This window comes from Enterococcus sp. GPZ-007 (genome assembly GCF_059374735.1).
This window is the reverse complement of the sequence record NZ_JCAFYN010000013.1, coordinates 1-25,837: the sequence shown is the minus strand read 5'-3', so window position 1 is coordinate 25,837 and position 25,837 is coordinate 1. Positions and strand designations below refer to the sequence as shown.

The window sequence follows — 25,837 nt, the reverse complement described above, 5'->3', positions numbered from 1 at the left end:
TGCAAAAATGCTGACTAAAAAGGAAAAAGAATTGATTGCCTATTTAGATAAGAAGGATCGTTGGATAACTTCTGACGAATTAGCTGAATATAGCCTGTGCACGACACGCACGATACGTAATCGCGTCGCCAAGATCAACCAAAATAATCCAGAACTTATTTTAACCAGTCATTTAGGTTACCAGCTGAATCCACATGCGAATTTACCTACGGATGGAACGGAGGATCGGAAATCGCGGATCTTTTTAGAACTATTGAAGCATTCCTCTGACGGAGTTGACTTTTTTGACCTGGCGGAGATGCTCTTCATTTCCGAATCCACATTGAAAAACGACATTCAGCAATTAAAAAAAGAAATCACCAACGATGCAATTCAGATTGTTTTTGATCAGGATTATATCAAACTGACGGGACCAGAGCGGGCAAAACGGCGCTATCTTATTTCACTTCTTTATAATGAAAGTGATGTTCAAGAAAAACTGAAGGTCAGCATTCAGCAAATGATCGGCTATATCTCGCTGGAAAAATTGCAGCAGACGATTCAAGAAGTTTTGGCAGAGCACACGATTCAGATCAATCAATACTCATTGAACAATATCGTCCTGCATTTTGCCATCAGTATCGAACGGATACGTCAAGGCCACAGCTTGAAGAAAAGTTTGAACAATAACCAGCTGCAGAGTAATTCTGAATTTTTGATTGCTGGAGAAATCAGTGATAAATTAGCCCAGCAATATGATATTCATTTTTCGCATGCTGAGCTGGAGCAGTTATCCTTATTATTTATCGGAATGCAAAATGAAACATTGACTAATCAAGACAGTCAGCAGCTTTCCAGCTTTGTTGATCCAACGATCATCACTGCATTGAAGGATGTTTTAGCCGAAGTAGAACGAACCTATCTAGTCGAATTGCATGATGAAGAGTTTTTCAATAAGCTGGCAATCCACTTGCAAAGTCTTTACTACCGTTCTCATTATGAAACGTTCACGCGTAACAGCAGTTTGCTAGATTTGAAAACAGCCTATCCATTGATTTATGATTTGGCGGTTTATATTTCTTCTTTGATCCAAGATCGTTTGGATATTTGGTTTAATGACGATGAGATTTCCTTCATTGCTTTACATATCGGAGCTTTCCTTGAAACGCAGAAGCACTTCCGAGATCAGGTGACGATCCGGCTGATCGTGAATGACTATCATGATATTGGCAGCAATCTAAGTAAACAAATTGAAGAACATTTCGGTGAGAGTATTGATATTGTAGTGACAGAAAAATGGAAAACAGCAACGAATGACTATGACTTGCTGTTGACGACTGATCGCGAGACGGCGTCAGATTATGCTGGCTCTGTCTTCATCCATCCATTTTTAACCAGCAAAGATGTCAAAAAAATAGAGAAGCGGATCGATTCCTTGAAGTCACAGCGTGAAAAGCGAAAAATGTATCAGGCGATTGAAAAATTTATTTTGCCTGAACTCTATTTTAATCAGATTGACCCGGCTGGCTTAAGGCCGAGGGAAATCCGCAAACAATTGAATCAACGGATGGTGCAAACTGGCTTTGTCGATGAGAACTTTTCACACCGGGTAGAAAAGCGTGAGCGCATGTCTCCGACGAGCTTTCCTTCGGGCATCGCCGTGCCTCATTCAGTCGAATTAGAGGCCATAAAAAGTGGCGTTGCCATCATGACCTTGCAGGAATCATTAATATGGGCGGATCATCCAATCAATTTGGTCGCCTATATTGCGATCAATAAGGATGAAGCAAATGACTTTAATGAGTTTTTCGAAAAGTTTATCGAGATCGTCTCAGAACCCATCAATACCAAACAATTAAGCATGAGTGAGGATTTTGATGAATTCATTTTGCGATTGAAAACGATGGTTGATGCAGATGAGTAAAAGCCTTTTATGTCGCTTATCTTTGGTGATTGTGGGCACGATTTTAATGGGAATCGGGATTGAATTGATCGTGGTCGCAGATCAAGGATTCGATTCAGTCAGTACCCTGATCTTGGGATTAATGAACCATTCCGCGCTGACGTTTGGTCGCTGGAGTCAACTGATCAGTGTGCTGTTTCTACTGGTTACCCTTATTTATAAGCGCAGTATGTTGGGGATTGGTAGTATCATTAATACATTTTTAGTAGGGGAAACGATCAGTCGGACAGCGCCAGTGATTCAAGCTGTCGACTCTCTCGGGAACAATCCTCTTATCTGTCTGGCAGGTTTTTGCACGATGGCATTAGGAACAGCTATCTATTTAACAGGTGGATTGGGATCAGGTCCTTTGGAGGGAATGATGTTTTGTGTCTGCGATCTTTTACATCTATCTCTGCAAAAAGGCAGAATCTTGTTGGACTTTATGATTGTTGTTATCGGTGTTTTACTTGGAAGCTCCTTTGGCTTAGGGACCTTTTTCTCCATTTTTTTATTAGGACCAATGATCCAATTTTTTCTTGCTGTCTCTAGACGTGAAAACTGGAAGAAATTTCGATACAGAGGAAAAAGAAAGAAAATGACAGAGGAATAACTTATTCTTCAGAGAATGCATTTAGTATCCTGCATTCTCTTTTTTTGTTCTTTAAGGGAGTATAAAATTTTCACATGCAAAAAGCTTATGAAAGCAAGGGTATCCATGTCCGGCTTCACGAACTAGCTTTATCGGCAATAAGCAAAAATATTTCGAAATTTGAGAAGCAATTTAGAAATATTTTGGTCTTATTGCTCAAAAGCTGAGCGAGTTCGCGAAGCCTTTCTTATTGAAGCAAGAATCGTCAAATGACAGCAATTAACCTATAATTGAGTAAGAAAAGGTTCTTTTGTGACTTTGTTGTACATAGTTTCTCATTAACACACAAAGGAGGATAATTTTGATGGCTAGAAACAAGCAGGTGAAGCTTAACAAGAATCACTTTGAAGCAAGCATTAAGGCGATCGATACCCATACACAAGGCGAGTTTACCCGAATCGTGATTGATGGGTTTCCTGAACCAAAAGGGGAGACGATGCTGGAAAAAATGGATTATGTCGCTGAATATTTTGACCATTATCGCAGTGCTCTAATGAACGAGCCACGCGGCCATAAGGATATGTTTGGGGCATTATGGACAGAGTCAGTAAATCCGGAGGCAGATATTGCCGCCATTTTTATGGACGGTTCCGGCTACATGCCGATGTGTGGTCACGGTTCGATGGGGTCAGCCACAGCATTAGTGGAAGCAGGACTAGTCGAAATATCTGAACCCTATACTTATGTGAATATCGATGCGCCAGCAGGTTTGATTAGAACTAAGGTCAAAGTTGAGCACGGTAAAGCCAAAGAAGTCAGCATCATCAATGTCCCATCATTCTTATACAAAGAAAATCTTCTTGTTCAGGTCGAGGATCAGGAGATAGTCTATGATATTGCCTTCGGCGGTAATTTTATGGCCTTGATCGATAGCGTCCAGCTAGGCTTGAAGATAACCAAGGAAAACCTTGCTGAAATCACAGATATCGGCATAAAAATGCTGGATAAAATCAATCAAGAAGTAGAGATTCAGCATCCAGAGCTGGCTATCAATAAAGTAGTGACTTGCGAGTTCTACGAAAAAATAAATTCAGCAGAAATCAATAATCGAAACGTTGTCGTGTTCGGCAACCATCAAGCAGACCGCTCACCCTGTGGAGCAGGAACCAGTGTGATAATGGCAGCGATGCATGCCCGAGGTGAATTAACTCTAAATGAACCCTTCATCAATGAAAGTATTATTGGCAGCCGCTTCATCGGAGAACTCTTAGAAGAAACGAAGATCGGTGAGTATTCAGCGGTTATTCCCCAGATCACTGGCAGCTCCAATATCACTGGTTACGCCACTTATTTAATTGATCCAGACGATCGGTTGAAATATGGCTTCCAGCTATAATAATCAGCAAAAAGCTCTATAGAAAAGAAAAATTCCATAGAGCTTTTTCATTGCTTAAATTATTTTATAATAGACTTGCTGATAATTCCTGTCTCGAGCAATTGAGACCGTTGACTCAGGTCATAAAACCTTCCTTTTTAGAATCTATAAACAAAATAATCACAATTTCCTTTGACGAAGCAGAAAAAATCAAGTACACTAAAATTGAACGAACGGTTCAATTAATGATTGGAGGCGAGTTTTTTTGGAAAATCGTTTGGAACTAATCTATGACGCAGCGAGTCAATTGTTTATCAACAAGGGCTTTGCACGGACACAAATCCGCGATATTGCTAAGGAAATCGGACTATCAACAGGGATGATCTATCAGTATTTCAGCGGAAAAAAAGATATCCTTAGTTTTATTTTGAAGGGGACGATTGATCCGGGATTTTTTGAACGAGAGCTACATTTCCCCATTGATTCTAGTGTCTTTGACAATTTGGATGATGAGATCATGGAAACCTTTGAAAAGAACCAAGAAAATTTCGATAGCCATTTAAAAGACAATGCCGAAGATTATTCACTAGCGGAAATGCTCTCTGACGCGTTTGATATTGTCTCAAAATACTCAGTCAGCTGTTTGATCATCGAACATAATGAAGCAGATCTGCGAGATTTAAGCTTCTATTACCGTGACTATCGGAAGCGTTACTTTAGTCAGGTTCAGCAGTACATTAAGCTATTTATTGAGAAGGACGAGTTTCGGGAAGTAGATAATCTTTTTTATACGACTCGAGCTGTTGTTGAAAGTATTGCTTGGTGGGGAATGCATATAAAGTATGATGCCTTTGAAAAAGACAGCACAATCTCAATGCAGCAGGCAAAGGACATTTGTTTAGATTTACTATTGCATGCATATCAAGCTTAACAGAGCAGGGCTCTGTTTTTCTTAAAGCATTTCATTGAATGAATGGTTCAATTAACAGGAGGGGTGAAAGGATGAAAGTACAGCGAAAATTATTTTATTTAATGGTAGGAGGAATACTGAGCAGCTTAATGGCTTGTGGTTCTGATAAAGAGGCAGAGCTTGTCAACACGCAGACGGTTGAAATCGGTGCAGTCTCAAAAATTGTTTTGGATTATGACGCGGATGATCTGCTAATCAAAAACTCAAGTAGTAAAAAGGTTGTTTTAGAGGAATATTTAAACAAAGACAAGCGTAAGTATTATTCGAAGGTTTCAAAGAATGGTGATACCTTGTCGATCCAAGAAGGTAGACGACCGATAGGAACAGATTTTAAAAGCAAAATGGTCTTATCATTACCTAAAAACTACTCTGATGAGCTGCGGATTCATTCAACTAGCGGCAAAGTTGAAACTCATCTTTCAAATAAATCGATGTCCAGTCTCACCTTACACACGACGAGCGGAAAAATTTATGGAGATGATCTAACAGCAGATACGATTAAGCTGACTACGACCAGCGGCTTGATTTCTAGTCGTTCATTAACCAGTAAAGGAACACTTCGGATCAAAAGCACCAGCGGAGAAATAAAACTGCACAAGTCTAAAGTGAAGCGGCTCGTACTCCACACGACAAGTTCAAAAGCAACCTTGGATGAGCTCAAAGGACAGGTAGAATACGAAACAAAAAGCGGTAATTTAACTGTAACGGATTTTTCTGGCGCAGGCGAATTTACAGCTAGCGGCGATGGAAGTCTCAATCTTGGAGTAAATCATTTAGCGGATGATCTGTCTGTATTCTCCAAAAATGGCACTGTCACTGTGTCTTTACCAGACTCACAGACACCTCAGCTTGATGTAAAAACAAAAGAAGGTAAGGTAGATAATCGCTGGGAAGGAAGGACGAAAAAAGCGAAGTTATCTACTCCTCGAGTCACCATTGAGACAAGAAATGGTGACATTACAGTGAAGTAAATTTTTTTACTGTCTTATTGAATGAACGGTTCAATTATTTTGTGATGATTTTGTACATTGCGGCGGAGTGAACGGTAGTCTGATGAGTTCGCTAAAAAACAATGTGAGCAAAGGCTTGATCCACACTTTGCCGACCATGTTTGGAGCGAAATTCATATCAGTCTGGAACAGAGCCACTAACAAAACAGAGAACGTGTAGAAATGGAGGAACTTAATGATGGAAAAAAAGCAACTGTATTGTGATACAGAAAGTGTAACCAGCGGGCTGTTGCATTTGTGGGGAGCATTGCTGTCAATTGGCGGAACGGTTCTGTTGATTTTGTTATCGGTCAGACAAGATAGTGCGCCAATCAAATTAGTTTCGTTTTGCATTTATGGTGCAAGCCTGATTTTATTATTTTCGGCATCGACAATTTTTCATATTTTTTATATTTCGCCGAAGGTTCACCGGATTCTGCAAAAGATTGATCATTCGATGGTCTTTTGCCTGATTGCCGGAAGTTATACGCCTATCTGTCTGCTTTGTTTAAAAGGCTTGCTAGGGTGGATCAGTCTGATCTTGATCTGGTCGTTGGCATTCGTGGGGATTATCGGCAAAGTAATTTGGTTCAAAGAATCAAAATGGTTCAGTGCGATCATCTATTTAATCATGGGATGGGGGATTGTTTTTCTGATTAATCCACTAGCACAAAATTTGCCAGTCACAGCAATCGCTTGGCTGTTTATCAGTGGGATCTTGTATTCGATCGGAGCTTTTGTTTATGCCTCAAAAAAATGTCAATTCCATCTTCCGGCATTTGGCAATCACGAACTGTTCCACCTGTTCGTCTTAGCAGGTGCGGCAAGCCATTACTATATGATTTTTCAATATGTGTTGTAGGATAGTCATATGAAAAGATACTACTATTCTCAAAACGCGCGCGATCTCGACTGCAAGGCTATCAAGTCGATATCTGAACATCCAAGCGGCTTTCATTAATTAGATTCAGCTTCTGATTATTCAGGACAGGGAGTGCTCCGCTGCGATAATTCCTATTACTATTAATAGATCAGTTAGCTATCAAACAATCAAAAGGGTTAGTTCAGCCAACAAAATAAAGAAGCCTCTCTTCAATTAGTCTGTACAACTACTGACTAATTGAAGAGAGGCTTCTTCTGTGGTCTATTCTTTAATGCTCAAAATGACTTCTCGAACTTTGGAAATCGTTTCTTGGGCGTGTTTGCGGTGATTGAACATCAGAATCACATAGAGCGAATCGATGATACTTAATTGAGCGATCCTTGAAGCCAACGCCTCAGAGCGGAACTCAATTTCCTCAGAGATCGAAATAAAGACAACATCACCTAGTTTGGCTAAAGGTGAATTGATTTGACTAGTCACCACGATTACCTTCGCGCCATTCTTTTTGGCTACTTCAGCGATATGAATTGTTTCCTTCGACTTACCTGAGTGAGAGATGAACATGGCGCAATCCTCTTCAGTAAGCAAGGTGGCTTCCATTAATTGAATATGATAATCCGTACTATGACCTACAGGAATAGGAGAGCGTAAAAACTTATGGTAAGCGTCAGTGGCCACGATTTCTGAACCGCCGACGCCGAAGAAATAGAGTCTGCGAGAATCAGAGATCATTTTCACTGCTTTTTTCAAATCTTCTTCCTTCAACAGCTTTTTTGTGTCAGTTAAAGTTGTCATATTTGAATTGAAAACTTTTTGAGCCATCACCAATTCAGAATCGTCCTTTTGAACATTCTCGTGAATCGTAACAGCTGTCAAATCATTTTCCTGCTTCAGCAGCGCCAGCTTAAAATCCTTGAATCCGTTGAAGCCTAACTTTTTTGTGAATTGAAAAAAAGTTGAGTCAGCGATACCTAATTCAGCAGCAAGATCACTAATAGAACTGTGACTTACCTTATTGGGATTTTCTAAAATGTAATCGGCAATGGCTTGTTCCTTCTGACTAAAATCTTTATACATCGATTTGATTTGTAAGTGAATAGGGCTAGACATGGTATCCCTCCTTCCTAGATTATTCTTTAACCATAAGATACTAGGAAACAAAATAAAAATCAACAAAAATATTTTTTATTTTTCCTATTTACAAAAAAATATTTTTTTGTATAATAAAGGCATAAGGTTGAATGCGTTATCATAAACCGGTTTCCGAATCAATTCTTATTATGCATGACGTTTAAGTGTTCTGAATGAAAAGGAGATGGATGAAAGAGAAGCTAAATCAGTTCAGTAAGGAGAAGAAGTCACTGTGTCAGTACTATAGAACATGATTAGAAGGAGCTTTAAAGATGGGAAAATACAAAATAGCGATCGTAAATTCAAGCAGTTTCGGCAAAATATTCCATGATCAGCTGGAACGACTTGAAAAAATCGGTGAGGTTCAATCATTTACCTTTGATGGAGAAATCGGTGGTCGCGAATTAGCGGAAAATTTACAAGGCTACAATATCATTATTGCAAGTGTCACACCATTTTTTACTCAGGAATTTTTTGATCATAAGGATGAACTTATTTTGATTACCAGACATGGGATTGGTTACAACAACATTGATATTGAAGCCGCACGTGAACACGATACGCTCGTTTCGATCATTCCAGCTTTGGTTGAGCGGGACGCGGTCGCAGAAAACAACATCACAAATCTGTTAGCGCTTTTAAGAAAAACCGTTGAAGCTGATTTGAGTGTAAAAAATGACAGCTGGGAAGATCGTGCCAATTTTGTTGGTCGGACTTTATTCAATAAAACTGTCGGTGTGATTGGTGTTGGAAATACTGGCAGCTGTGTCGTCGAAACACTGCGAAATGGTTTTCGCTGCAACGTTTTAGCTTATGATCCTTACAAGTCAGCGTTGCATATTGAAAGCTATGGGGCAAAAAAAGTTGAACTTTCCCAACTATTGCAGGAATCAGATATCATTTGCCTTTGTGCCAGTTTAAATGAAGAGAACTATCATATGATTTCCACTGAAGAAATCGCGCAAATGAAGGACAATGTCTATCTTTCCAACAGTGCTCGCGGTGCCTTATTAGATGAAGAAGCAATTGTTAGCGCTTTAAAATCCGGCAAAATTGCGGGAGTAGCGACAGACGTCTTAGAAGAAGAGCCAGGACGCAAAGATCATCCGTATCTTGCCTTTAGTAATGTAGTCATGACTCCTCATACTTCGGCTTATACAATGGAATGCTTACAAGAGATGGGCGCAAAGTGCCTGCGAGATGTGGAGGATGTCGTAGCTGGAAGGATTCCTGAACGATCTGTTCAGGCGCAAAGCAAAGCTGTCAGCTAGTTAGGGGTGCAAAAAATGTTAACAGATTTGAAGGTAAAGGTAGGACCTCAATTTTATCGGTATCATGTTGGTGCGATCGATTTTGTGCCAGAACTGTTACAAGAGTTTTCAGCGAAACAGGTTTTGATCGTTCATGGTCAGATTTCTTTTGAAAAGGCAAAACCCTTTCTAAGCTTTCTAGAGCACTCAGCCTATAGCTTCGATTTCCTGCAATACACCGGTGAGTGCAGCTATTATGGAGCTGACAGAATCGCAGAAGTTGTTAAGGAAAAGAAGATTGATTTCATCATTGGAGTCGGTGGTGGAAAATTAACCGATCTAGTTGGGTATGCCTCCCATACGTTAAATGTAAACTTTGGAGTAATCCCAACACTCGCCAGTAATTGTGCACCCTGGACACCTCTTTCGGTGATGTACAAGGAAAGTGGTGAATCAGAAGGTAAAAGTGAACACTTCCTGCGACAAGCATGCTTTTTCATTACCGATCCCAAATTAGTGATTGATGCACCTGTAAATTACTTTGTTGCGGGACTCGCTGACACAATCGCGAAATGGTATGAATCAGATGCCATATTACAGCAAGAGCATTTAAAAAATGAACCCTTTTTACAGTTGGCAGGCTATACTTCCACCCTTTGTAAGGAAGCTATTTTGAAGGATTCGGCGAAGGCGATTAAAGATATGAAATCCGGCGAAGTCACCGAAGAATTCATCCGCCTATCAGAAATCATTTTTGCAGTGGCAGGTTTAGTCGGAGGGTTAGGTGACAAGTATGCTAGAAATGCGATCGCCCATGCGATGCATGACGGCATGAGCAAATTCATTCCTGAAAGTCATGATTTCTTACATGGAGAGAAGGTTGCCTATGGTATCTTCTATCAGCTAGCTGTCGAAAAGAAATGGGATCAAATAGAGGCGCTGCTGCCGTTTTATCAAGAGCTGTGTCTGCCAATGTCGTTAAAACAGATGAAAATAACTCCAGATGAGACAACGATTGATCAAATCGTAAATTTTGTCGATTCGAAAGAAAAGGTACATCTGTTGCCGATACCGATCACGATAAATTTATTGAAGGAATCAATTTTTGAACTAGAGGACTATATTAATAATCGTTAAAAGGATGTCAGTTTCTTTTTCGGCAATTTTATTATCATTGAAATACCAGAAATAAGTCGTAGCTATCTAACGCCAACGCAACTAGTGGAAGAATCTACGGCATGAAGACAATAAGGAGGAACTTATGGATACTTTAAGTGTAATGCAGAGCCTATTAATTGCTCTATGGGTCGCTGCGGTAATGTCACGTTGGCTAGGAGGAGGGGCAACCCTAACCCTGCGTTTTTCACCTTTGATGACCGGATTAGTTGTCGGTTTGGTAATGGGTGACGTTGCTCAAGCAATGATCGTTACTGCTGCTTTGCAAATGATCTATATGGGGGTGTTCTCACCAGGTGGATCAATGCCGGCGGAACCATCGATCGCAGCGGCGATTGCTGTTCCAGTAGCTTTACTAGGAAACTTGAAACCAGAAGCGGCGATCGCAGTCGCTGTACCCGTTGGACTATTAGGAAGTTACTTATATCAATTCCGGTTCTTTATCAACACATTTTTAGGTAAATATACAGACAAAGCGGTTGAAGATTTGAATGCAAACGCGATCAAACGCTCAATTATTCTTTATCCGACGATTGCCTCGTTCGTATTGTTTGTACCTTTAGTATTTATCGCACTTTATTTAGGTGCTCCAGTCATTGCAGATGTTATCAATGCGCTTGAAGGAACAGTGGTTATCCATATCCTTGAAGTAGTCGGCGGCGGATTGGCTGCAATCGGGATTGCGACGACAGTGTATGTCATTGGACGTAAAGATTATATGGTCTTTTTCTTCCTTGCTTATTTCATGAGTGTGGTATTGAAATCTCTAGAAATCACAATGGTTACTTATGCGATTTTCGGAATTTTGATTGCCTTGATCTTTGTACAGTCACAAAAAGGAAAAGGAGCCGCACCGGCAGCGGAGTCTGCATCGCCTAGCTCTGGCGCGACCTTTGATGACGACGATGATTATGATGACGGATTTTAATGAATAGAAATAGGAGGGAAAAAACATGGCGGAAGAACGAACAAATAAAAATATGGCACCTGAAGAAATTACTAGTAAGGATGTCACAAAAGCATATCTGAGATGGCACTTTGCGAATGAAATACCTCATTCCTTTGAACGTTATTTGGCACCATCATTACTCTATGCGATGATGCCAATCTTGAAGAAATTATACAAAGACGATGATGCCTTAAAGGCAGCCTATAAACGTCAGTTACTATTTTTCAACACACAGTTAAGCTGGGGTGGCGGTGTTATTACTGGTTTGATGTCATCCATGGAGCAGCAACGCGCACAAGAAGAATACGAGAAAAAAGAAATCTTGATGCAAGATGATTTAATGTATAACACGAAGGCTGGCTTGATGGGAGCACTCGCTGGGATCGGAGATGCCATTGACTCGGGAACCGTACAATATATTTTTATTGCGATTGCCGTACCATGGGCACAACAAGGAAGTGCCTTAGGAGCCTTATTCCCGTTTGTTTTCTTCGCAATTTATCAAGCGGCGTTAGGTGTCTTCTTTGCGAGACAATCCTTCACAATGGGACGAAATGCAACTGGCTTGATGCAAAGTACCGGTGTTCAGACAGCAATCGAAGCACTCTCGGTACTGGGGCTGTTTATGATGGGCATTCTTGCAGGAAATTATGTAAAAGTTGAATCGACACTGAAGTTTGCGATCTCGGGACGGAAGTTCGTCATTCAAGAAATTCTTGATCAGATCGTACCAGGTATTTTACCGCTAGCAGTCGTTATGGGCGTTTATTGGTTCTATACGAAGAAAGGCCTGAAAGTAACCCAAGCATTGCTGTGGCTAACCTTAATCTTAATCGTTTTAGCCGGAGTCGGAATCTTATAATGATGAAAAGGAAGTGTAAATCATGGGCGTAATTAATTTAGCTCGAGTGGATGAACGGTTGATCCACGGACAAGTAATGATGACTTTATCACAAAAAAGCGGAGTTAACTCAATTTTTGTCGTAGATGAGGTGGTCGCAAAAGATAAGTTCATGCGTGATCTATACAAAAATGCTGGGAGTCGTACCGGTCAGAAAACGATCGTGATAACTCCGGAAAAGGCGAAATTTTATTGGGATGAGTTCAATTTCAAAGAGTATAACTGTATCTTGATTACAAAAACGGTGAGTGTTATCTATGACCTGGTCAAACACGGGGTACCAATGAAAGAGTTGAATATCGGGGGGATCGCGCAAAAAGACCCTGATAAAGATATTTTGGTAACGAAATCTGTTTACTTAAACAAAGAGGACGCTGAACGTTTGAAGGATATGCATGACAATTATGGGGTCGAAGATATCTATTTCCAAGCCACACCATCAGCACCAAAATCAAGCCTAAAAGATGTCTTAAAGCAATTTGATCTGTAACAATCGTTGAATCGAAGGACAGGAGAGAGAACAGATGGAGCAAACAGAAGCATTCAAAGATTGGCTATTCCGTTATCAATACGTTTATCGGCTGCGGCGAACAGAAAAAAGCAAGAAGCGGTTTCTAACAGCCTTGGTGACAGATATAGCGAAAATGCGGGAAGATATTCAAGTCATCGAATACGATCAGCAAAAGAAGTATGCTTCACGGAATGTCTACGTTGGCAATATCAAGCAAGCGGATCGCGTGATTTGCACCTTCTATGATACTCCTCCTGAAAGTTTTGGCTCCTATCAGCTGTTCGATCGAAAGGATCAAGCGAAAAAGACGACTACCTTCATTTTGGCTAGCACGATTATTGCGATTCTTTTGGGAGTTATTGGGACCTTGATTTATATGCGGTTTTCACCAAGTTCATTTCAATTGAACTCGCTGAGTACATTCGTAATCATCGCGATTTATGCAGGCTATTTTATCCTGCTTGGGAAAATCACGAAAGGTTTGTCCAATCGAAAAACGCTCGTCCGCAATACATCATCAATACTAGCAATGCTGAAAATGATCGCGGAAAACAAACAAAAGAAGATTGCCTATGCCTTTTTAGATGAAGGCAGCTATGGCAATAAAGGTCTAGAAGAGCTGCAAAGGCAAGTCAAGGGACATTGCGAAATCTATTATTTAGATAGTGTGGGGGCCTCGGCTCCGTTACATTTGGTCGGGAAATCTCCAAACAATAGCGAAGTAACTGAAAAGCTAGACTATCTAGCATCTGATCAAAAGGTGAGTTATCTCTTTAGTGCAAGAAAAGATCAAACAAAGGATGCTTTCTATTTGAATCCAACCGATTTAAAAGAAAAGCAGTTGAATATGGAAAATATTGTCGCTGTCACGAGTTTGTTTCAGTGAGAGAAATGGAGGGTCATATGTTAGGAATCGTCATTGCCACACACGGGAAGTTAAGTGACGGCTTGAAGGATGCCGCGGAAGTAATCGTAGGCACAACCAATAACATCGCTACAGTCAATCTTAATCCCGGAGAGGATGTTCAAGAATTAGGAGCAACGATCGAATCTGCGATCAAAGAAGTAAATAAGGATGCTGGGGTCATCGTATTAACAGACTTAGTCAGTGCCAGTCCTTATAATCAGTCCGTCTTGATCACAAATGGACTAGATTCAGAGCTTCAAGATAAAGTCTATGTGATCGGTGGAGTGAACTTGCCGATGCTGCTGGAAACGATCAACCATCAAATCTTGAATACCTCGGTTGAAGAAATTGCGCCAGCCGTATTGGCGCAAGGCGCAGATAGCCTTGACGTTTGGCATGCATCGGAAGTAACCGAAGAGGACGATGAAGACGACTTTTAAACATTTAGCAAAAGCGTACTCAAGGTTTAATGTAGAAAAAAACACTTAATTAGGAATAGGAGACTAGAATAAATGAAGTGGGGCTTTAGATGGTATGGAGAGAAAGGCGACTCCATTCCTTTAAATCATGTAAGACAAATTCCCGGTATCAATGGGGTAGTCGGTACATTGCTGAACAAAATGCCAGGCGATGTTTGGGAAGTTTCAGAGATACGCGAATTAAAAGAATCCATTGAAAAAGAAGAATTGGAATTACTAGGAATTGAAAGTGTTGCGATTCACGATGCGATAAAAGCTGGAACAAACGAACGTGATCACTACATTGACAACTATATCCAAACCATTAGAAATCTTTCTGAATGTGGGGTTCATTTGATCTGCTACAGCTTTAAGCCAATTTTTGGTTGGGCCAAAACTACTTTGAATTACGAAAATGAAGATGGTAGTTTAGCTTTGTTGTATGACCAAGCAGTTGTAGACAACATGGAACCCGGCGATATGTACAAATTAATCAGCAGTCAGTCAAAAGGTTTTCAACTATCTGGTTGGGAAGAGGAACGGCTAAACAAATTCAATTCGTTAGTTGAAATGTATGAGGGAGTAACCGAAGAGGTTTTATTTGATAACCTTAAATACTTCCTTGAACGAATTATTCCGGTTTGTGAAGAGGCGGATGTGAAAATGGGGATTCATCCGGATGATCCACCTTGGGAAATCTTTGGCTTCCCTCGGATCACCAAAAATTTAGCCGATTTACAACGCATCATCAGTATGGTTGATTCTCCGTATAACGGTGTGACTCTGTGCACAGGAGCTCTAGGTGCTGATCCAGACAATGATATGGTAGAAATCGTTCATGCCATTGGCGATCGTATCAACTTTGTTCATTTCCGGAATGTTGAGTTTCTAGGTTACCGCAAGTTTAAAGAAACTGCGCATCTATCTACGGAAGGGTCTCTTGACATGTATGCGATCATGGAAGCTTTGGTGGAAGTCGGATTTGACGGCGTAATCCGCCCAGATCATGGTCGGACGTTGTGGGGTGAAGTAGCCAGACCGGGTTATGGTTTGTATGATCGGGCGATGGGAATCACTTATATGCAAGGACTGCATGAAGCGATTACCAAACGTAAAAAGTAAAAATTACGTAGAAAGCGAGAAAAAATAATGCCTGTAAACATGGAGCATAAAGTCTATCAACAAGTAATCCAAAGCAAACTATTACCACTTTATACCGCGACGGATTTGAGCTATTTACCGAAAGTAGAGGAGATTCTATTAGATAATAATGTCCCTTTGATCGAAGTGACCTTCCGAAGTGACCTTGCCGGTGAAGCCATCAAGCGATTAGCAGTATCTGGTAAGCTGATGGTTGGCGCAGGGACGGTACGAACACTTGCAGAAGCAAAGATTGCGATTGAAAACGGTGCGCAGTTTGTCGTTTCCCCGGCAATTGTTCCTGAGGTGATCGAATATTGTTTAGAGCGGGATATTCCGGTTTTTCCTGGAACTGCGACACCAAGAGACATTCAATCCGCAACCGAATATGGAATCAATGTCGTGAAGTTTTTTCCCGCAGATATTTATGGCGGCTTAAAAGCTATCAATGCGCTTAGCGCTCCTTTTTATGACGTAAAATTCCTACCAACTGGTGGAATCAACCAAGAGAATTTTGTCGAGTATTTGGACAATCCTCATGTCATTGGGGTTGGCGGTTCGTTTATCTTATCAGAAAAAGTTATCAAAGAAGATAATGGCAAAAAAATGAACCAGATTCTTCACTCGCTGGTTCAGCAAATAAATTAGAAAAAAACATTCATGAGTCTTTCCTGCAATCGAGAACTCATGAATGTTTTTTCTGTGAAAAGTTGGAGCGAGCAACTCTTCATAATTAAGCCACATTTTTTTCTTATTTTTGTTTAAAATGCTCATAGCTTTTTCAAATGTTTAGCGTAAGATGAACTTAACCCTAAAAATAATTCTTTTTCCCCTGTGAAAGCAGGAACCCCCAGAAATAAAGCTGGCGCATATGCGTCAGCTTTATTTTGTGTATGCCCATGCATTAGCGAGCTGGGGCATGAGATGGTCAAGGGAGTATTTTTGCATGTAGTGTTCCTTATCTGGATTGTCATTAGGATCGTAAACGATGATTTGATCGCTTTGCAGGTCTTTTTTGATTACCATGATATGCCCAACATCGGTAAATTCCCCTGGATTGACAGAGACAACAACTGGCTGGTTTTGATTTATATGTTCTTGGATTTTCGTTTGGTCTTTACCGAGGTCTTCCATTTTTAAGCCGTAATTCTGAGCAAAAGCAGGGAAGATCGACCAAGCTGTTCCTTGTCCGGCTTCATAATAATGATCGCCGCTCCATTGTAAGATTTCTGTAGGATAAACGGTTCGTTTTTCCTGATAGGAAAGAATCATTGCTAAAGAAGTGATGGCACAGCCGTTAGTAGCTAAATTATTTTGAGCAGAGCCGCTACCATAGGCTTGATCAGCCCAACGCGAGTCTGTCTGAATTAATAATGAAAAATCTTGTCCGTGCTCTTGCAGATATTGGTTGGCATCGGCAGAAAAGTCTTGTTGACTATTGACTTGATTATTAAAATGGAAAAATCGAGAAGAGAGGATCCCCAGACTAGCGATAACTAAAATACTGCCAAGTAAAATTGAAAAAGGACGAATTTTTCGTCGCATAAAAAACACCTCCACTCTATTATTAAAACGAAAAAAGAGTGAGGTGTCATCGGTCAAAAGTTGTAAGTTATTCGAATTCTTCTAGTTCTAAGCTGAGCTCTTCCCAACTAGAAAGTTGTTCTTCCTGCTCGGCCTTTTTGGCTTCTAGTTCATTGGTTAATTCTAATAGCTGAACATGGTCATTTAAAATATCTGGTTGACTCATTTGTGTTTCCAGTTCGTCGATCTTTTCATCCAAAGCAGAAAGATTTTCTTCAATCGTTTCGATCTTGCGACGTAAACTACGAATTAATTTCTGTTGTTCTTTGTCTTGGTAGAATTTCTTTTTCGGCGCCTCAACAGGAGTTGCTTCTTTTGCCTGTAATTCTGCGATCTCTTCTTCTTCTTTTTTCTTTTCCAAATAATAATCGTAATCACCAAGGTATAATTTGCTGCCCTCGGGAGACAACTCGATGACCTTATTCGCGATTCGATTAATGAAATAGCGGTCATGGGAAACAAACAGCAGCGTTCCTTGATAATCGATCAAAGCATTTTCCAAAACTTCTTTGTTATCGATATCCAAGTGGTTGGTTGGTTCATCGAGAATCAAAAAGTTTTCCTTATTCATGGAAAGCTTCGCTAATGCCACACGCGCTTTCTCTCCACCACTCAATAAGGGGATGGTCTTTTCAACATCTTCACCACTAAAAAGAAATCCGCCTAAAACATTTCGGATATCTTTTTCCGGAGTTGTAGGATGTTCGTCCCAAAGCTCGGCTAGAATTGTCTTGTTCCCATGTAGATCTGCCTGGCCTTGGTCATAGTAACCGATCGTAACATTCGTCCCAAAATGCGGTTTTCCTTTAATAAAGGGAATTTGACCGATCAACGATTTCAACAGGGTGGATTTGCCGATTCCGTTTGGTCCAACGAGCGCGATGGCATCTTCCCGTCGAATATCCATATCGATCGGTTCTGATAATGTTTCTTCATAACCGATGGCAGCTTCTTCTACTTGTAGAACGACGTTTCCAGAAACCTTATCGATATCAAACATAAACTTCGCTGATTTTTCTTTGCCGTCTGGTCGATCAAGACGATCCATTTTTTCTAGAGCTTTTCGCCGGCTCTGGGCGCGCTTGGTAGTCGAAGCACGAACCAAATTGCGGGCAACAAAATCTTCTAATTTTTCGATCTCAACCTGTTGTTTTTCATAAGCTTTCCAATCGCTGGCAAGCTGTGCGGCTTTCAAATCCAAATAACGAGAATAGTTTCCATTATAATGGCGGATTTTATGACGAGAAATTTCATAAATTTCATTGACGACACGATCTAAGAAATAACGGTCATGAGAGACGATCAAAAGAGCACCGGGATAGCCCTGTAGATAATCTTCCAGCCAAGCTAGTGTCTCGATATCTAAATGGTTGGTTGGTTCATCGAGGATCAAGATATCAGGTTTGATCAACAGCATCCGCGCTAAGGCCAGACGCGTTTTTTGTCCGCCTGACAAGGTACTGATCTCTTTGTCATAGAAGCTTTCGTCAAACTTAAATCCATGCAGGACGCTGCGAATTTCATTTTCATAGCCATAGCCATTTTGGTCATTGAAATCATGCTGCAGCTGATCATATTCCTTCAACAAAGAAGCGTAGCGACTATTACTTTCTGGAGTTTCACCGATCGCGACTTCAACTTCCCGCATCCGGGCTTCCATTTGACGAACTTTTTCGAAGGCCTTCAGCATTTCATTCCAGATAGTCTCAGTCGAATCCAGACCAGTATCTTGAGCCAGATAACCCAAGGAAGCCTGTTTATTTTTAATCACTTGACCCGCATCAGGAGCTTCGATATTAGCGATAATTTTTAAAAGAGTAGATTTGCCTGCGCCATTTCGTCCGACTAAGCCGATCCGTGCTTTGCTGGCGACTTCTAGATGAATGTTTTCAAACAGTGTGTCGGCACCAAAATAGCGAGCAATTTGGTTTGCTTGTAATAAAATCATTGGATATCTTCCTTAAATTTATTTTTCCGAATGGATTTAGTCTAACATATTTTCGAGGTCGTTGCGATTGGAAGCGGTCATTTCAATTAATCGTGATTTTTTCACAAATTTTCGAGCAAGTGCGTTGCAATTTCACTAAGATTCTTGCTATTATAGTGCAGTAGTCAACAATTACGAAATTTTTTGATAAAGGAGAGTTATTGTGAAAGAACATTCAATTCCAAAAGCGACTGTTAAACGATTGCCGTTATACTATCGGTATTTACGTATTTTAAATAATGCTGGAAAAACCAAAGTATCATCAACAGAACTAAGTGAGGCCATCCAAGTCGATAGCGCAACGATTCGCCGTGACTTTTCTTACTTTGGGGAGTTAGGCAAGCGTGGATATGGGTATGACGTGGAAGACTTGATGCATTTCTTCGGAAAAATCTTAAATGACGATCAATTGACCAACGTAGCACTAGTCGGTGTCGGTAATTTAGGGAGTGCCTTGTTGAAATTCAAGTTCCACCAAAGCAATAGTATCCGTGTCAGCTGTGCCTTTGATGTCAAGGAAGATATCGTCGGCCGCATTGTAGACGGTATTCCCGTTTATCCATTAGACAATATGGTTGAACAAATCAAATTACAGCAAATCGAGATCGCAATCTTAACCTTACCAGCTCAACAAGCACAGCAAGTGGTTGATCAATTAGCCGACGCTGGTATCAAGGGAATTCTGAACTTTACTGCCGCTCGTTTAACAGCGCCAGATGATGTCATTATTCAAAGCGTTGATTTGACCAACGAATTACAAACATTGATTTACTTCTTGCATCATAATAATGATAACAAATAAAAGACTGAGCGAGCGCTCAGTCTTTTTTACTTGAACAAAGATTGATAATCTGTTGTTTCCGTATCTTTTGGCAATTGCTGCAAGAGTTTTTCCATGGAATGAAAATCGATAAAACGTGCCTGACGTGCAATTTCCTTTCCTTCGTGATAAATCAATACTGCTGGCACTGTCAAAACTTCAAAAACGCCAGCTAATTCTGGTTCTTGCATGATATCCAAATGATGAAACGGGATTTCATAATCCTCAGCAAGTTTTCTTGCTTTCGGTTCGTCCACGTGACAGATACTACAAGTCTCAGAGGAAATGAAGACGATAGTATTTGTATTGTTGTTAATCGCTTGTTTTACGGTAGTTAATTTTTCCATTCAAACGCCTCCAATGAAGTGAACTCAATCTGTTTACCAAATATATGGAATTAATCGATATTTCGTCTTTTTTACATACTCTGAATAGCCTTCTAATTCAGCAGTCAATAATGCTTCCTCGTTTTTAATACGCAATACTAAGCCAACAGGGAAGGCTAACATAGGAATTAACGCAATATAAGATCCCAAAACGATGGGCATTGCCAGAAATAATAGTAGGCAAGCCGTATACATAGGATGACGAACCATTGCATAGAGCCCAGTATCAATGACAGCTTGATTTTTTTCTATCTTCACTACACGCGCGGCATATGAATTCTGAATCATTACGATGGCGTACATAGCATAGCCTGTGACCATAATAATGAGTGCAAGGAAGGATATAGCTGGCGAAACTTTCGACCAATCAAATCGCTGGTCTAATCCAGCAAGCAAAAAAGAGAAAATGAACAACAGCCCGATGAAAACGACATATTTCTTTTGAGAATCTTGAGCTTCTTTCCCATCGAGTCTTCTTTGCAACAGGGCGGGGTTTTTAAAAAAGAGAAAAATTCCCATCGCAATCATCAAAATTGCTAAAGTTAATAGAAATACCCAGGCATTCCAATAGTGAAAAGTTCCCACAAAGCCAAATAGCAATACTCCTAAGCTTAAAAACCCGCCAAGTATTTTTAAACTTCCTTGAACAATCAACTTGGACTTCTTCATGGATATTCCCCCGCGATCTGATTTAGATTTGTTGTCTTAATTATCTAATGCTCAGATTTCAGTGTCAAATAGAAATAGAAGCGCTATGTAAGAAGGATAGTCAGTAATGGTCAAAATGTCAATTTTATTGTTTGGAAGAAATAGTTGTTTGATTGAATAAAAAGCGTTATACTCTCTAATGTACTGCGGGTGTAGTTTAGTGGTAAAACAGAAGCTTCCCAAGCTTCCGTCGCGAGTTCGATTCTCGTCACCCGCTTCAGTGAAGAGTGCCGAAACCTTGATACAGCAGGGGGGATGGCACTCTTTTGTTTTGTAGTCCACAAAGAATCAAGATACCCAAGAAATGTCTAATAAAAAATGTCTCTAAATTCTTTTTGGTATTTATTACTTTTGTTGAAAAGCACCCTTGCTATTCAATCAATGGTTGATGTATGCTAAGGGTGAAACGGGAGGAAACTTTCGTTTAGGGTATTATATCCTGATTAAACCAACGTTTGTGGCTGAGCGTTGGTTTTTTTGTGTCTTGATGTAAGCGGATTATGCAAAAAAGAATATTTGTGGCTTAAGCTGATTCATTAGTACTGTTTACTTTAATGAAGGAATTTGTTCGTCATAAAATTAGTATATTTTGCACTTGAATTTACTAGAGTTCTTTTGAACGTAGGAATATACTATGTGCTAATCATCGAGGGAGGGAAGGGAAATGATTTTTGAACGAGTTTATCGCTTGGTATTTCGAGTCAGTCTCGCAATTTCTATAGTTCTCTATGGTTTAGGGATTTTTTTCTATCCCAGCTTGCCAGCAAAAATTCCAATCCAATTTGGTTTTGATGGAGGAGTAAATAGCTGGGGGAGCAAACTGACTGTTTTTCTTTTTCCAACACTGTTGTTAGTAGTTGCATTGATTAGTCGCAGTAAATATCTTGACGTGAAATATCCCGTAATGAGTGGTGAGAATCAACTGCACAAAATAGTATTATGTGGTTGTTTGTTACTGATATGTGGAGTTGGACTGTACTTGTTTTTCTTGTATGGAAAATTACTGGAATAAAAAAATCCTCACGCGGAGGATTAGATTTTGATACCGAATAGACTAAGAACTAGAAGCAGTAGAGCGGGTAACATTGCGTTCATTGTGTTTAGCATCCAATGAACCATAATGGAGCTCCAGATATTTTTCGATAACAGGTAAATTAAACCAAAATATACGCCTAGAACCATATAAGGAATCATGGCATAGATATTGCCATTAAAATTACTCCAATGAACGAGGCCGAATAAAATACCTTGAATGAAAAGCATAATAATGCGGAGTATTTTATTAGATATTTTTCCTAACAGTAAATAGCGAAAGGTCAACTCTTCCGCAAACGGAGCAATAAATGGCGCAACGGCTGCCATGACAGCCCAGCTTGGACTAAGCGGTTGCGAAGAATCGGTTGTCGAAGAGCGCAGTTCCAGTAACTCGCTGGGGATCAATCCACGAACAACGCGCAACAATAGAAAAATACCTGCTACTAATATAATACTTAACAGCAACCTGAGAAATAGTTTTTGACGATAGGATTTCCACTGCTCCTTTAAAAAATCGCGAAATAGATAAATCATGACCAAAAATCCAACTACAAAAAGCAGTGTGGAGGACAGCAGAGCAACCTTTGGATCTTTTGTTAAGTGAAAAATCGGAAAGATATAGTCGCCAATCAATAATTCTAATGGAATGACTAAAAGTCCTAACCATTGTTTTTTACTTGTTTCCATTTTTATCCCCCATTCTTTTCATAGTGTAAAAAAATAGACGAATTGTGTAAAGTAATATGAAACAAAGGGAAATTTACTTGTGAAAGATTTGGTATACTGGTATGAAGGGGGGGAGATTGTGTTGGATTATCAAATGCAGAAAACGATGGGAAAATGTTTTCGTAGTAAAGGGTCAGGTATAACTGGACTCATACGTATTTTGGGTAGCTGGTATGATTACAAAGTGATTAACGGACCACCGGAGCCTGATGATATGCTTGAGGTTGTAGACTTTACCAGTCGTGAATTGTTAGTCGTCATCAATAATAATCGAGAAGAAAGTGATGTGAACTATATTGTTAATACTTAATATCATCTTAATTGTGATCGCCATCATTGTTGTTCTATTTATCGTCAGTCAAATGGTCGTGATCGTGCAACAAGGGGAAGTCAAAGTCGTTGAAAGCTTCGGTAAGTATGTCAAAACCATCGAACCAGGCTTACATTTTATGATCCCGATCTTATACGTAGTTCGGCGTCGAGTGTCACTAAAACAAACACCGATCCAAATTGAACCACAAAGTGTTATTACACGTGACAACGTAATTGTTGAAATCGATGAAGCAATCAAGTATCACGTGACAGATGCTCGTGCTTTTGTGTATGATAATGAAGATTCTGTCACGTCTATGATCCAAGATTGCCAATCCAACTTACGCGGTATCATCGGTAAGATGGAACTGAATGAAGTGTTGAATGGGACGGAAGAAATCAATGTGAACCTTTACGAGAGTGTGAAAGACATTACTGCCGGCTATGGCTTGTCGATTGATCGGATCAATATTGGTGAAATTTCTGTCTCAAATGAGATTGTTAATTCGATGAACAAATTGATAACTGCCAGTCGTGATAAGGAATCTTTGATCACGATTTCTGAAGGGAAGAAACAATCCGTCATCCTTGAATCTGAAGCGAAGTCATCCGAGATGCAGATTGATGCAGAAGCTCGGGCCAGACAAACAAAGATTGATGCGGATGCTCGAGCAGAGCGTACCCGAATCGATGCAGCAGCAGAGGCTGATCGTATCGCAAAGCTGACTGAAGCAGAAACGGCGCGTATCAAGGAAATCAATAAGGCGATTGCCGAAAGCAATTTAACGGATGAAATGATCGCTTACTTAGGAATTGAAGCCTTTAAACATGTCGTTGAAAATAACGGGAACACAGTCATCATGCCGAGTAATCTGACAGAACTTGGTAACGTACCGGCAATCAAAGAAATTTGGCAGCAAACCAAATAATAGGATCAACGTGATGGGAAAAAGAATTAGGAGTTGAACTACCATCGCAGCAAAAAAACAAACACCCAAAATAATTTCGGCGCTAGTCGTATTATTAGCGGGAATTTACGGCGTTTACTCACAAGTAAAGCCTGATAGTGAACCAAGCAACACTACAAAAGAGGTAACGGTTAGTCAATTATCGGAAATACCGGATTATGATGGACAGCATCAAACGATCGAATTGAATCATAATCAGCCTGATTTCACTAAAAATGATCTTTCTTTGGATCAAGGAACATGGACTCGCTTTTCTGATTTAGATCAATTAAACCGCGTTGGTGTCGCGAATGCCATGCTGGGAAAAGAATTGATGCCTCATCAAGAAAGGGAACGCTTATATGTGAAGCCAACTGGATGGCGGCAAAAATTTTACAATGATGAACCTCTCTATAATCGTGCACATCTAATTGCCTATCAATTTTCGGGAGAGAACAACAATCTGAAAAATCTGATGACTGGAACAGCTTCGATGAATGACCCAGGGATGAATGATCATGAAAAGGAAATCGGAAACTACATTCGAAAAACGAATCATCATGTCCGCTATCGTGTAACGCCATATTTTAAAGGGGACGAGTTGGTTGCCAGAGGTGTGCAGATGGAAGCGCAAAGTATCGAAGACGATCAAATTTCATTAAACCTCTTTGTTTACAATATTCAAGAGGGGATCAAGATCGACTATCAAAATGGTTCCTCTCAAAAAGAATAGAACATGGAATCATCCAATTTTGTTGGGTGATTCTTTTGTTAGTGGGATAAGATCAGTTCAAGCTAAATCTCCTAAATAAAAATGCTAATTTTTTTTATCAAATAGGAATCCATCGATTCAAACTAGATATCAAAAAGAGCACTATCGAACAAGCACACAATTCAGCTTTCAAGTAAAATGAATAGTGTCTATCAACAAATAAATGAGAAAGCTGGTGTTACTATGCAATGGAGTGAACGATTTAATGCGGAGCAGGAGCCAACAGAACAACAAATCACGGATTTTATTTCCAACCCATTATGGCTTGAGTTGAAGAACCATTTAAAAGAAACCTATAAAGTAAAGCCTAAGATTGCTTATAGCGGATGTTCCATGGGAGAAGGATATTGGAAGGGGTGGAATGTAAAGTTCAAGAAGAGCGGAAAAGCCTTATGTACGATTTATCCTAAACAGGGCTACTTCGTTGCAATGGTCTCATTCAGTGCCAAGGAGTTAGATGATGCAGATGAGCTGATTCAGCTCTGCGATGAATATACTAGGAACAAGTATCAAGGGTCCAAATCAAGTAAATTAGGAAAATCTACTTCCTATGAGGTAACAAATGAAAAGATTCTACAGGATATCAAAGAGCTTGTAGCGCTCAGAGCTGCTTCAACAAAAAAGAATAAACTTCTAAATGCCTAAGATTATTTTCTTAGGTTTTTTTGATCTCCTATTGCTTATGTGTCCTAAAACCTTGAAAATGAAGATGATAAATCTAAGGAGGAAAGCAATGGAAGAATATCAACGCGAGCGTTATGCAGTTGCGGCAATGACGCTCAGTAAAAAATTAGAACGACGAAATTTTCTACCAATTATTTGCAGGGATTTAAATGAAGCGAAGAATAGAGCCTTAGAATTGATTACATCAGATAAATCAGTTGCATTTGGCGGATCAATCACTGTAGAACAATCTGGCATTATTGAAAATTTATATCAGCGGAAGCAAAAAATGATTGACCGCGAAAAAACGAATACACTTGAAGAACGACATCAGGTGATGAAGCGAGCGCTGACAGCCGATTACTTTTTGACTAGTATCAATGGAATTACTGAAGATGGAGAGTTGGTGAATGTTGATAGTGTAGGGAATCGGGTAGCGGCTATCACGTATGGACCAGATAAAGTTCTGGCCTTTGTCAGCATGAAGAAAGTTTATGGCGATCTGGATACAACTCTTGAAATGGTTAGAAAAAATACCGCACCGTTGAATGCACATCGATTAGGGCTTGAGAAAACACCGTGTATCAAAAAAGGTACCTGCGGAGATTGTTTGCAAGCTGAATGTATCTGCAACACGATCGTAATCACAAGACGGTCAATGATTAAAGATCGAATGATTATTTTTTTGATTATTGAAGAAGTGGGACTATAAGAATGCAAAAAACCGAGGAAGAATCCTCGGTT

The 25,837-nt window shown here is 40.0% G+C and carries 28 protein-coding genes and 1 tRNA gene; 23 read left to right on the top strand and 6 right to left on the bottom strand.

Features of this window, described 5'->3' with window-relative positions; all coding sequences use genetic code 11:
• The first annotated feature begins 7 nt into the window (after positions 1 to 7).
• The 6 genes from AC4J95_RS08760 to trhA all read left to right on the top strand — a co-directional run bounded on the left by AC4J95_RS08760 (position 8) and on the right by trhA (position 6,709).
• Complete coding sequence (locus AC4J95_RS08760; protein ID WP_494549545.1) at positions 8 to 1,903, top strand: BglG family transcription antiterminator; 1,896 nt, start codon at positions 8 to 10, stop codon at positions 1,901 to 1,903.
• The gene (locus AC4J95_RS08755; protein ID WP_494549544.1) at positions 1,896 to 2,534 is read left to right on the top strand and encodes a YczE/YyaS/YitT family protein; all 639 of its coding nucleotides are present in this window, start codon (positions 1,896 to 1,898) and stop codon (positions 2,532 to 2,534) included. Before AC4J95_RS08760 ends, AC4J95_RS08755 begins: the two co-directional genes overlap by 8 nt.
• 343 nt (positions 2,535 to 2,877) lie before the next feature.
• Positions 2,878 to 3,909 carry a proline racemase family protein gene (locus AC4J95_RS08750; RefSeq protein WP_494549543.1) on the top strand — a complete coding sequence of 344 codons (1,032 nt, stop codon included), beginning with the start codon at positions 2,878 to 2,880 and terminating at the stop codon, positions 3,907 to 3,909.
• Positions 3,910 to 4,153: 244 nt separating this feature from the next.
• Complete coding sequence (locus tag AC4J95_RS08745) at positions 4,154 to 4,819, top strand: TetR/AcrR family transcriptional regulator (RefSeq protein ID WP_494549542.1); 666 nt, start codon at positions 4,154 to 4,156, stop codon at positions 4,817 to 4,819.
• Between the two features lie 71 nt (positions 4,820 to 4,890).
• Complete coding sequence (locus AC4J95_RS08740) at positions 4,891 to 5,829, top strand: DUF4097 family beta strand repeat-containing protein (protein ID WP_494549541.1); 939 nt, start codon at positions 4,891 to 4,893, stop codon at positions 5,827 to 5,829.
• Positions 5,830 to 6,043: 214 nt separating this feature from the next.
• The gene (gene trhA, locus AC4J95_RS08735) at positions 6,044 to 6,709 is read left to right on the top strand and encodes a PAQR family membrane homeostasis protein TrhA (protein WP_494549540.1); all 666 of its coding nucleotides are present in this window, start codon (positions 6,044 to 6,046) and stop codon (positions 6,707 to 6,709) included.
• A 282-nt stretch (positions 6,710 to 6,991) separates the two neighbouring features.
• On the opposite strand, the gene AC4J95_RS08730 is transcribed toward trhA, so the two are convergent.
• Positions 6,992 to 7,840, bottom strand: a complete 849-nt coding sequence (locus AC4J95_RS08730; RefSeq protein ID WP_494549539.1) for a MurR/RpiR family transcriptional regulator — start codon at positions 7,838 to 7,840, stop codon at positions 6,992 to 6,994.
• 293 nt (positions 7,841 to 8,133) lie between these two features.
• Between AC4J95_RS08730 and AC4J95_RS08725 the strand changes: the two genes are divergently transcribed.
• The 9 genes from AC4J95_RS08725 (at position 8,134) to AC4J95_RS08685 (ending at position 15,801) form a co-directional block, all read left to right on the top strand.
• A complete protein-coding gene (locus AC4J95_RS08725; protein ID WP_494549538.1) occupies positions 8,134 to 9,132 on the top strand; it encodes a D-isomer specific 2-hydroxyacid dehydrogenase family protein in 999 nt (332 codons plus the stop codon).
• Between the two features lie 15 nt (positions 9,133 to 9,147).
• Positions 9,148 to 10,248: an iron-containing alcohol dehydrogenase family protein gene (locus tag AC4J95_RS08720; protein ID WP_494549537.1), complete on the top strand. Its 1,101-nt coding sequence runs from the start codon at positions 9,148 to 9,150 to the stop codon at positions 10,246 to 10,248.
• A gap of 124 nt (positions 10,249 to 10,372) precedes the next feature.
• Positions 10,373 to 11,215, top strand: coding sequence for a PTS mannose/fructose/sorbose/N-acetylgalactosamine transporter subunit IIC (locus tag AC4J95_RS08715; protein WP_494549536.1), 843 nt, complete (start codon positions 10,373 to 10,375; stop codon positions 11,213 to 11,215).
• Between the two features lie 25 nt (positions 11,216 to 11,240).
• On the top strand, positions 11,241 to 12,098 hold the full coding sequence (locus AC4J95_RS08710; RefSeq protein WP_316405516.1) for a PTS system mannose/fructose/sorbose family transporter subunit IID: 858 nt from the start codon (positions 11,241 to 11,243) through the stop codon (positions 12,096 to 12,098).
• A gap of 22 nt (positions 12,099 to 12,120) precedes the next feature.
• A complete protein-coding gene (locus AC4J95_RS08705) occupies positions 12,121 to 12,627 on the top strand; it encodes a PTS sugar transporter subunit IIB (RefSeq protein WP_316405515.1) in 507 nt (168 codons plus the stop codon).
• Positions 12,628 to 12,661: 34 nt separating this feature from the next.
• Positions 12,662 to 13,534 (top strand): hypothetical protein, encoded by an 873-nt coding sequence (locus AC4J95_RS08700; RefSeq protein WP_494549535.1) that lies wholly within the window; start codon positions 12,662 to 12,664, stop codon positions 13,532 to 13,534.
• 17 nt (positions 13,535 to 13,551) lie between these two features.
• Complete coding sequence (locus AC4J95_RS08695) at positions 13,552 to 13,995, top strand: PTS sugar transporter subunit IIA (protein ID WP_494549534.1); 444 nt, start codon at positions 13,552 to 13,554, stop codon at positions 13,993 to 13,995.
• A gap of 72 nt (positions 13,996 to 14,067) precedes the next feature.
• Positions 14,068 to 15,135, top strand: a complete 1,068-nt coding sequence (uxuA, locus tag AC4J95_RS08690) for a mannonate dehydratase (RefSeq protein WP_494549533.1) — start codon at positions 14,068 to 14,070, stop codon at positions 15,133 to 15,135.
• A 27-nt stretch (positions 15,136 to 15,162) separates the two neighbouring features.
• The gene (locus AC4J95_RS08685) at positions 15,163 to 15,801 is read left to right on the top strand and encodes a bifunctional 4-hydroxy-2-oxoglutarate aldolase/2-dehydro-3-deoxy-phosphogluconate aldolase (RefSeq protein ID WP_494549532.1); all 639 of its coding nucleotides are present in this window, start codon (positions 15,163 to 15,165) and stop codon (positions 15,799 to 15,801) included.
• A gap of 234 nt (positions 15,802 to 16,035) precedes the next feature.
• Here the strand turns inward: AC4J95_RS08685 and AC4J95_RS08680 are convergent, their stop codons facing one another.
• Together AC4J95_RS08680 and AC4J95_RS08675 are read right to left on the bottom strand one after the other, a co-directional pair.
• The gene (locus AC4J95_RS08680) at positions 16,036 to 16,698 is read right to left on the bottom strand and encodes a C39 family peptidase (RefSeq protein WP_494549531.1); all 663 of its coding nucleotides are present in this window, start codon (positions 16,696 to 16,698) and stop codon (positions 16,036 to 16,038) included.
• 67 nt (positions 16,699 to 16,765) lie between these two features.
• A complete protein-coding gene (locus AC4J95_RS08675) occupies positions 16,766 to 18,685 on the bottom strand; it encodes an ABC-F family ATP-binding cassette domain-containing protein (RefSeq protein WP_494549530.1) in 1,920 nt (639 codons plus the stop codon).
• Positions 18,686 to 18,887: 202 nt separating this feature from the next.
• Between AC4J95_RS08675 and AC4J95_RS08670 the strand changes: the two genes are divergently transcribed.
• Complete coding sequence (locus AC4J95_RS08670) at positions 18,888 to 19,526, top strand: redox-sensing transcriptional repressor Rex (protein WP_316405508.1); 639 nt, start codon at positions 18,888 to 18,890, stop codon at positions 19,524 to 19,526.
• A gap of 26 nt (positions 19,527 to 19,552) precedes the next feature.
• Here AC4J95_RS08670 and AC4J95_RS08665 read toward each other — a convergent pair whose 3' ends face one another.
• Together AC4J95_RS08665 and AC4J95_RS08660 are read right to left on the bottom strand one after the other, a co-directional pair.
• Positions 19,553 to 19,891 (bottom strand): thioredoxin family protein, encoded by a 339-nt coding sequence (locus AC4J95_RS08665; protein ID WP_494549529.1) that lies wholly within the window; start codon positions 19,889 to 19,891, stop codon positions 19,553 to 19,555.
• Positions 19,892 to 19,924: 33 nt separating this feature from the next.
• Positions 19,925 to 20,599: a methyltransferase family protein gene (locus AC4J95_RS08660; protein WP_494549528.1), complete on the bottom strand. Its 675-nt coding sequence runs from the start codon at positions 20,597 to 20,599 to the stop codon at positions 19,925 to 19,927.
• A 185-nt stretch (positions 20,600 to 20,784) separates the two neighbouring features.
• Here AC4J95_RS08660 and AC4J95_RS08655 point away from each other — a divergent pair.
• Together AC4J95_RS08655 and AC4J95_RS08650 are read left to right on the top strand one after the other, a co-directional pair.
• A tRNA-Gly gene (locus tag AC4J95_RS08655) sits at positions 20,785 to 20,855 on the top strand.
• Positions 20,856 to 21,302: 447 nt separating this feature from the next.
• The gene (locus tag AC4J95_RS08650; RefSeq protein ID WP_494549527.1) at positions 21,303 to 21,650 is read left to right on the top strand and encodes a DUF1648 domain-containing protein; all 348 of its coding nucleotides are present in this window, start codon (positions 21,303 to 21,305) and stop codon (positions 21,648 to 21,650) included.
• 20 nt (positions 21,651 to 21,670) lie between these two features.
• Here the strand turns inward: AC4J95_RS08650 and AC4J95_RS08645 are convergent, their stop codons facing one another.
• Positions 21,671 to 22,360, bottom strand: coding sequence for a CPBP family intramembrane glutamic endopeptidase (locus AC4J95_RS08645; RefSeq protein WP_494549526.1), 690 nt, complete (start codon positions 22,358 to 22,360; stop codon positions 21,671 to 21,673).
• 133 nt (positions 22,361 to 22,493) lie between these two features.
• Between AC4J95_RS08645 and AC4J95_RS08640 the strand changes: the two genes are divergently transcribed.
• The 5 genes from AC4J95_RS08640 to AC4J95_RS08620 all read left to right on the top strand — a co-directional run bounded on the left by AC4J95_RS08640 (position 22,494) and on the right by AC4J95_RS08620 (position 25,805).
• A complete protein-coding gene (locus AC4J95_RS08640) occupies positions 22,494 to 22,709 on the top strand; it encodes a hypothetical protein (RefSeq protein ID WP_494549604.1) in 216 nt (71 codons plus the stop codon).
• Positions 22,696 to 23,640, top strand: coding sequence for an SPFH domain-containing protein (locus AC4J95_RS08635; RefSeq protein ID WP_316405656.1), 945 nt, complete (start codon positions 22,696 to 22,698; stop codon positions 23,638 to 23,640). Before AC4J95_RS08640 ends, AC4J95_RS08635 begins: the two co-directional genes overlap by 14 nt.
• Before the next feature lie 43 nt (positions 23,641 to 23,683).
• Positions 23,684 to 24,391 (top strand): DNA/RNA non-specific endonuclease, encoded by a 708-nt coding sequence (locus AC4J95_RS08630; RefSeq protein ID WP_494549603.1) that lies wholly within the window; start codon positions 23,684 to 23,686, stop codon positions 24,389 to 24,391.
• Positions 24,392 to 24,613: 222 nt separating this feature from the next.
• Positions 24,614 to 25,075, top strand: a complete 462-nt coding sequence (locus AC4J95_RS08625) for a DUF3788 domain-containing protein (RefSeq protein ID WP_494549525.1) — start codon at positions 24,614 to 24,616, stop codon at positions 25,073 to 25,075.
• 88 nt (positions 25,076 to 25,163) lie between these two features.
• Entirely contained in the window at positions 25,164 to 25,805 is a 642-nt protein-coding gene (locus tag AC4J95_RS08620) for a lactate utilization protein (protein ID WP_494549524.1), read from the top strand.
• Positions 25,806 to 25,837: the final 32 nt, after the last annotated feature.

Bases quoted from the DNA above. Each gene is read 5' to 3' on its own strand.
- AC4J95_RS08760 (WP_494549545.1), top strand. From the start codon at position 8: ATGCTGACTAAAAAGGAAAAAGAATTGATTGCCTATTTAGATAAGAAG.
- AC4J95_RS08755 (WP_494549544.1), top strand. From the start codon at position 1,896: ATGAGTAAAAGCCTTTTATGTCGCTTATCTTTGGTGATTGTGGGCACG.
- AC4J95_RS08750 (WP_494549543.1), top strand. From the start codon at position 2,878: ATGGCTAGAAACAAGCAGGTGAAGCTTAACAAGAATCACTTTGAAGCA.
- AC4J95_RS08740 (WP_494549541.1), top strand. From the start codon at position 4,891: ATGAAAGTACAGCGAAAATTATTTTATTTAATGGTAGGAGGAATACTG.
- trhA (WP_494549540.1), top strand. From the start codon at position 6,044: ATGATGGAAAAAAAGCAACTGTATTGTGATACAGAAAGTGTAACCAGC.
- AC4J95_RS08730 (WP_494549539.1), bottom strand. From the start codon at position 7,840: ATGTCTAGCCCTATTCACTTACAAATCAAATCGATGTATAAAGATTTT.
- AC4J95_RS08725 (WP_494549538.1), top strand. From the start codon at position 8,134: ATGGGAAAATACAAAATAGCGATCGTAAATTCAAGCAGTTTCGGCAAA.
- AC4J95_RS08720 (WP_494549537.1), top strand. From the start codon at position 9,148: ATGTTAACAGATTTGAAGGTAAAGGTAGGACCTCAATTTTATCGGTAT.
- AC4J95_RS08715 (WP_494549536.1), top strand. From the start codon at position 10,373: ATGGATACTTTAAGTGTAATGCAGAGCCTATTAATTGCTCTATGGGTC.
- AC4J95_RS08710 (WP_316405516.1), top strand. From the start codon at position 11,241: ATGGCGGAAGAACGAACAAATAAAAATATGGCACCTGAAGAAATTACT.
- AC4J95_RS08705 (WP_316405515.1), top strand. From the start codon at position 12,121: ATGGGCGTAATTAATTTAGCTCGAGTGGATGAACGGTTGATCCACGGA.
- AC4J95_RS08700 (WP_494549535.1), top strand. From the start codon at position 12,662: ATGGAGCAAACAGAAGCATTCAAAGATTGGCTATTCCGTTATCAATAC.
- AC4J95_RS08695 (WP_494549534.1), top strand. From the start codon at position 13,552: ATGTTAGGAATCGTCATTGCCACACACGGGAAGTTAAGTGACGGCTTG.
- uxuA (WP_494549533.1), top strand. From the start codon at position 14,068: ATGAAGTGGGGCTTTAGATGGTATGGAGAGAAAGGCGACTCCATTCCT.
- AC4J95_RS08685 (WP_494549532.1), top strand. From the start codon at position 15,163: ATGCCTGTAAACATGGAGCATAAAGTCTATCAACAAGTAATCCAAAGC.
- AC4J95_RS08680 (WP_494549531.1), bottom strand. From the start codon at position 16,698: ATGCGACGAAAAATTCGTCCTTTTTCAATTTTACTTGGCAGTATTTTA.
- AC4J95_RS08675 (WP_494549530.1), bottom strand. From the start codon at position 18,685: ATGATTTTATTACAAGCAAACCAAATTGCTCGCTATTTTGGTGCCGAC.
- AC4J95_RS08665 (WP_494549529.1), bottom strand. From the start codon at position 19,891: ATGGAAAAATTAACTACCGTAAAACAAGCGATTAACAACAATACAAAT.
- AC4J95_RS08660 (WP_494549528.1), bottom strand. From the start codon at position 20,599: ATGAAGAAGTCCAAGTTGATTGTTCAAGGAAGTTTAAAAATACTTGGC.
- AC4J95_RS08650 (WP_494549527.1), top strand. From the start codon at position 21,303: ATGATTTTTGAACGAGTTTATCGCTTGGTATTTCGAGTCAGTCTCGCA.
- AC4J95_RS08645 (WP_494549526.1), bottom strand. From the start codon at position 22,360: ATGGAAACAAGTAAAAAACAATGGTTAGGACTTTTAGTCATTCCATTA.
- AC4J95_RS08640 (WP_494549604.1), top strand. From the start codon at position 22,494: ATGCAGAAAACGATGGGAAAATGTTTTCGTAGTAAAGGGTCAGGTATA.
- AC4J95_RS08625 (WP_494549525.1), top strand. From the start codon at position 24,614: ATGCAATGGAGTGAACGATTTAATGCGGAGCAGGAGCCAACAGAACAA.
- AC4J95_RS08620 (WP_494549524.1), top strand. From the start codon at position 25,164: ATGGAAGAATATCAACGCGAGCGTTATGCAGTTGCGGCAATGACGCTC.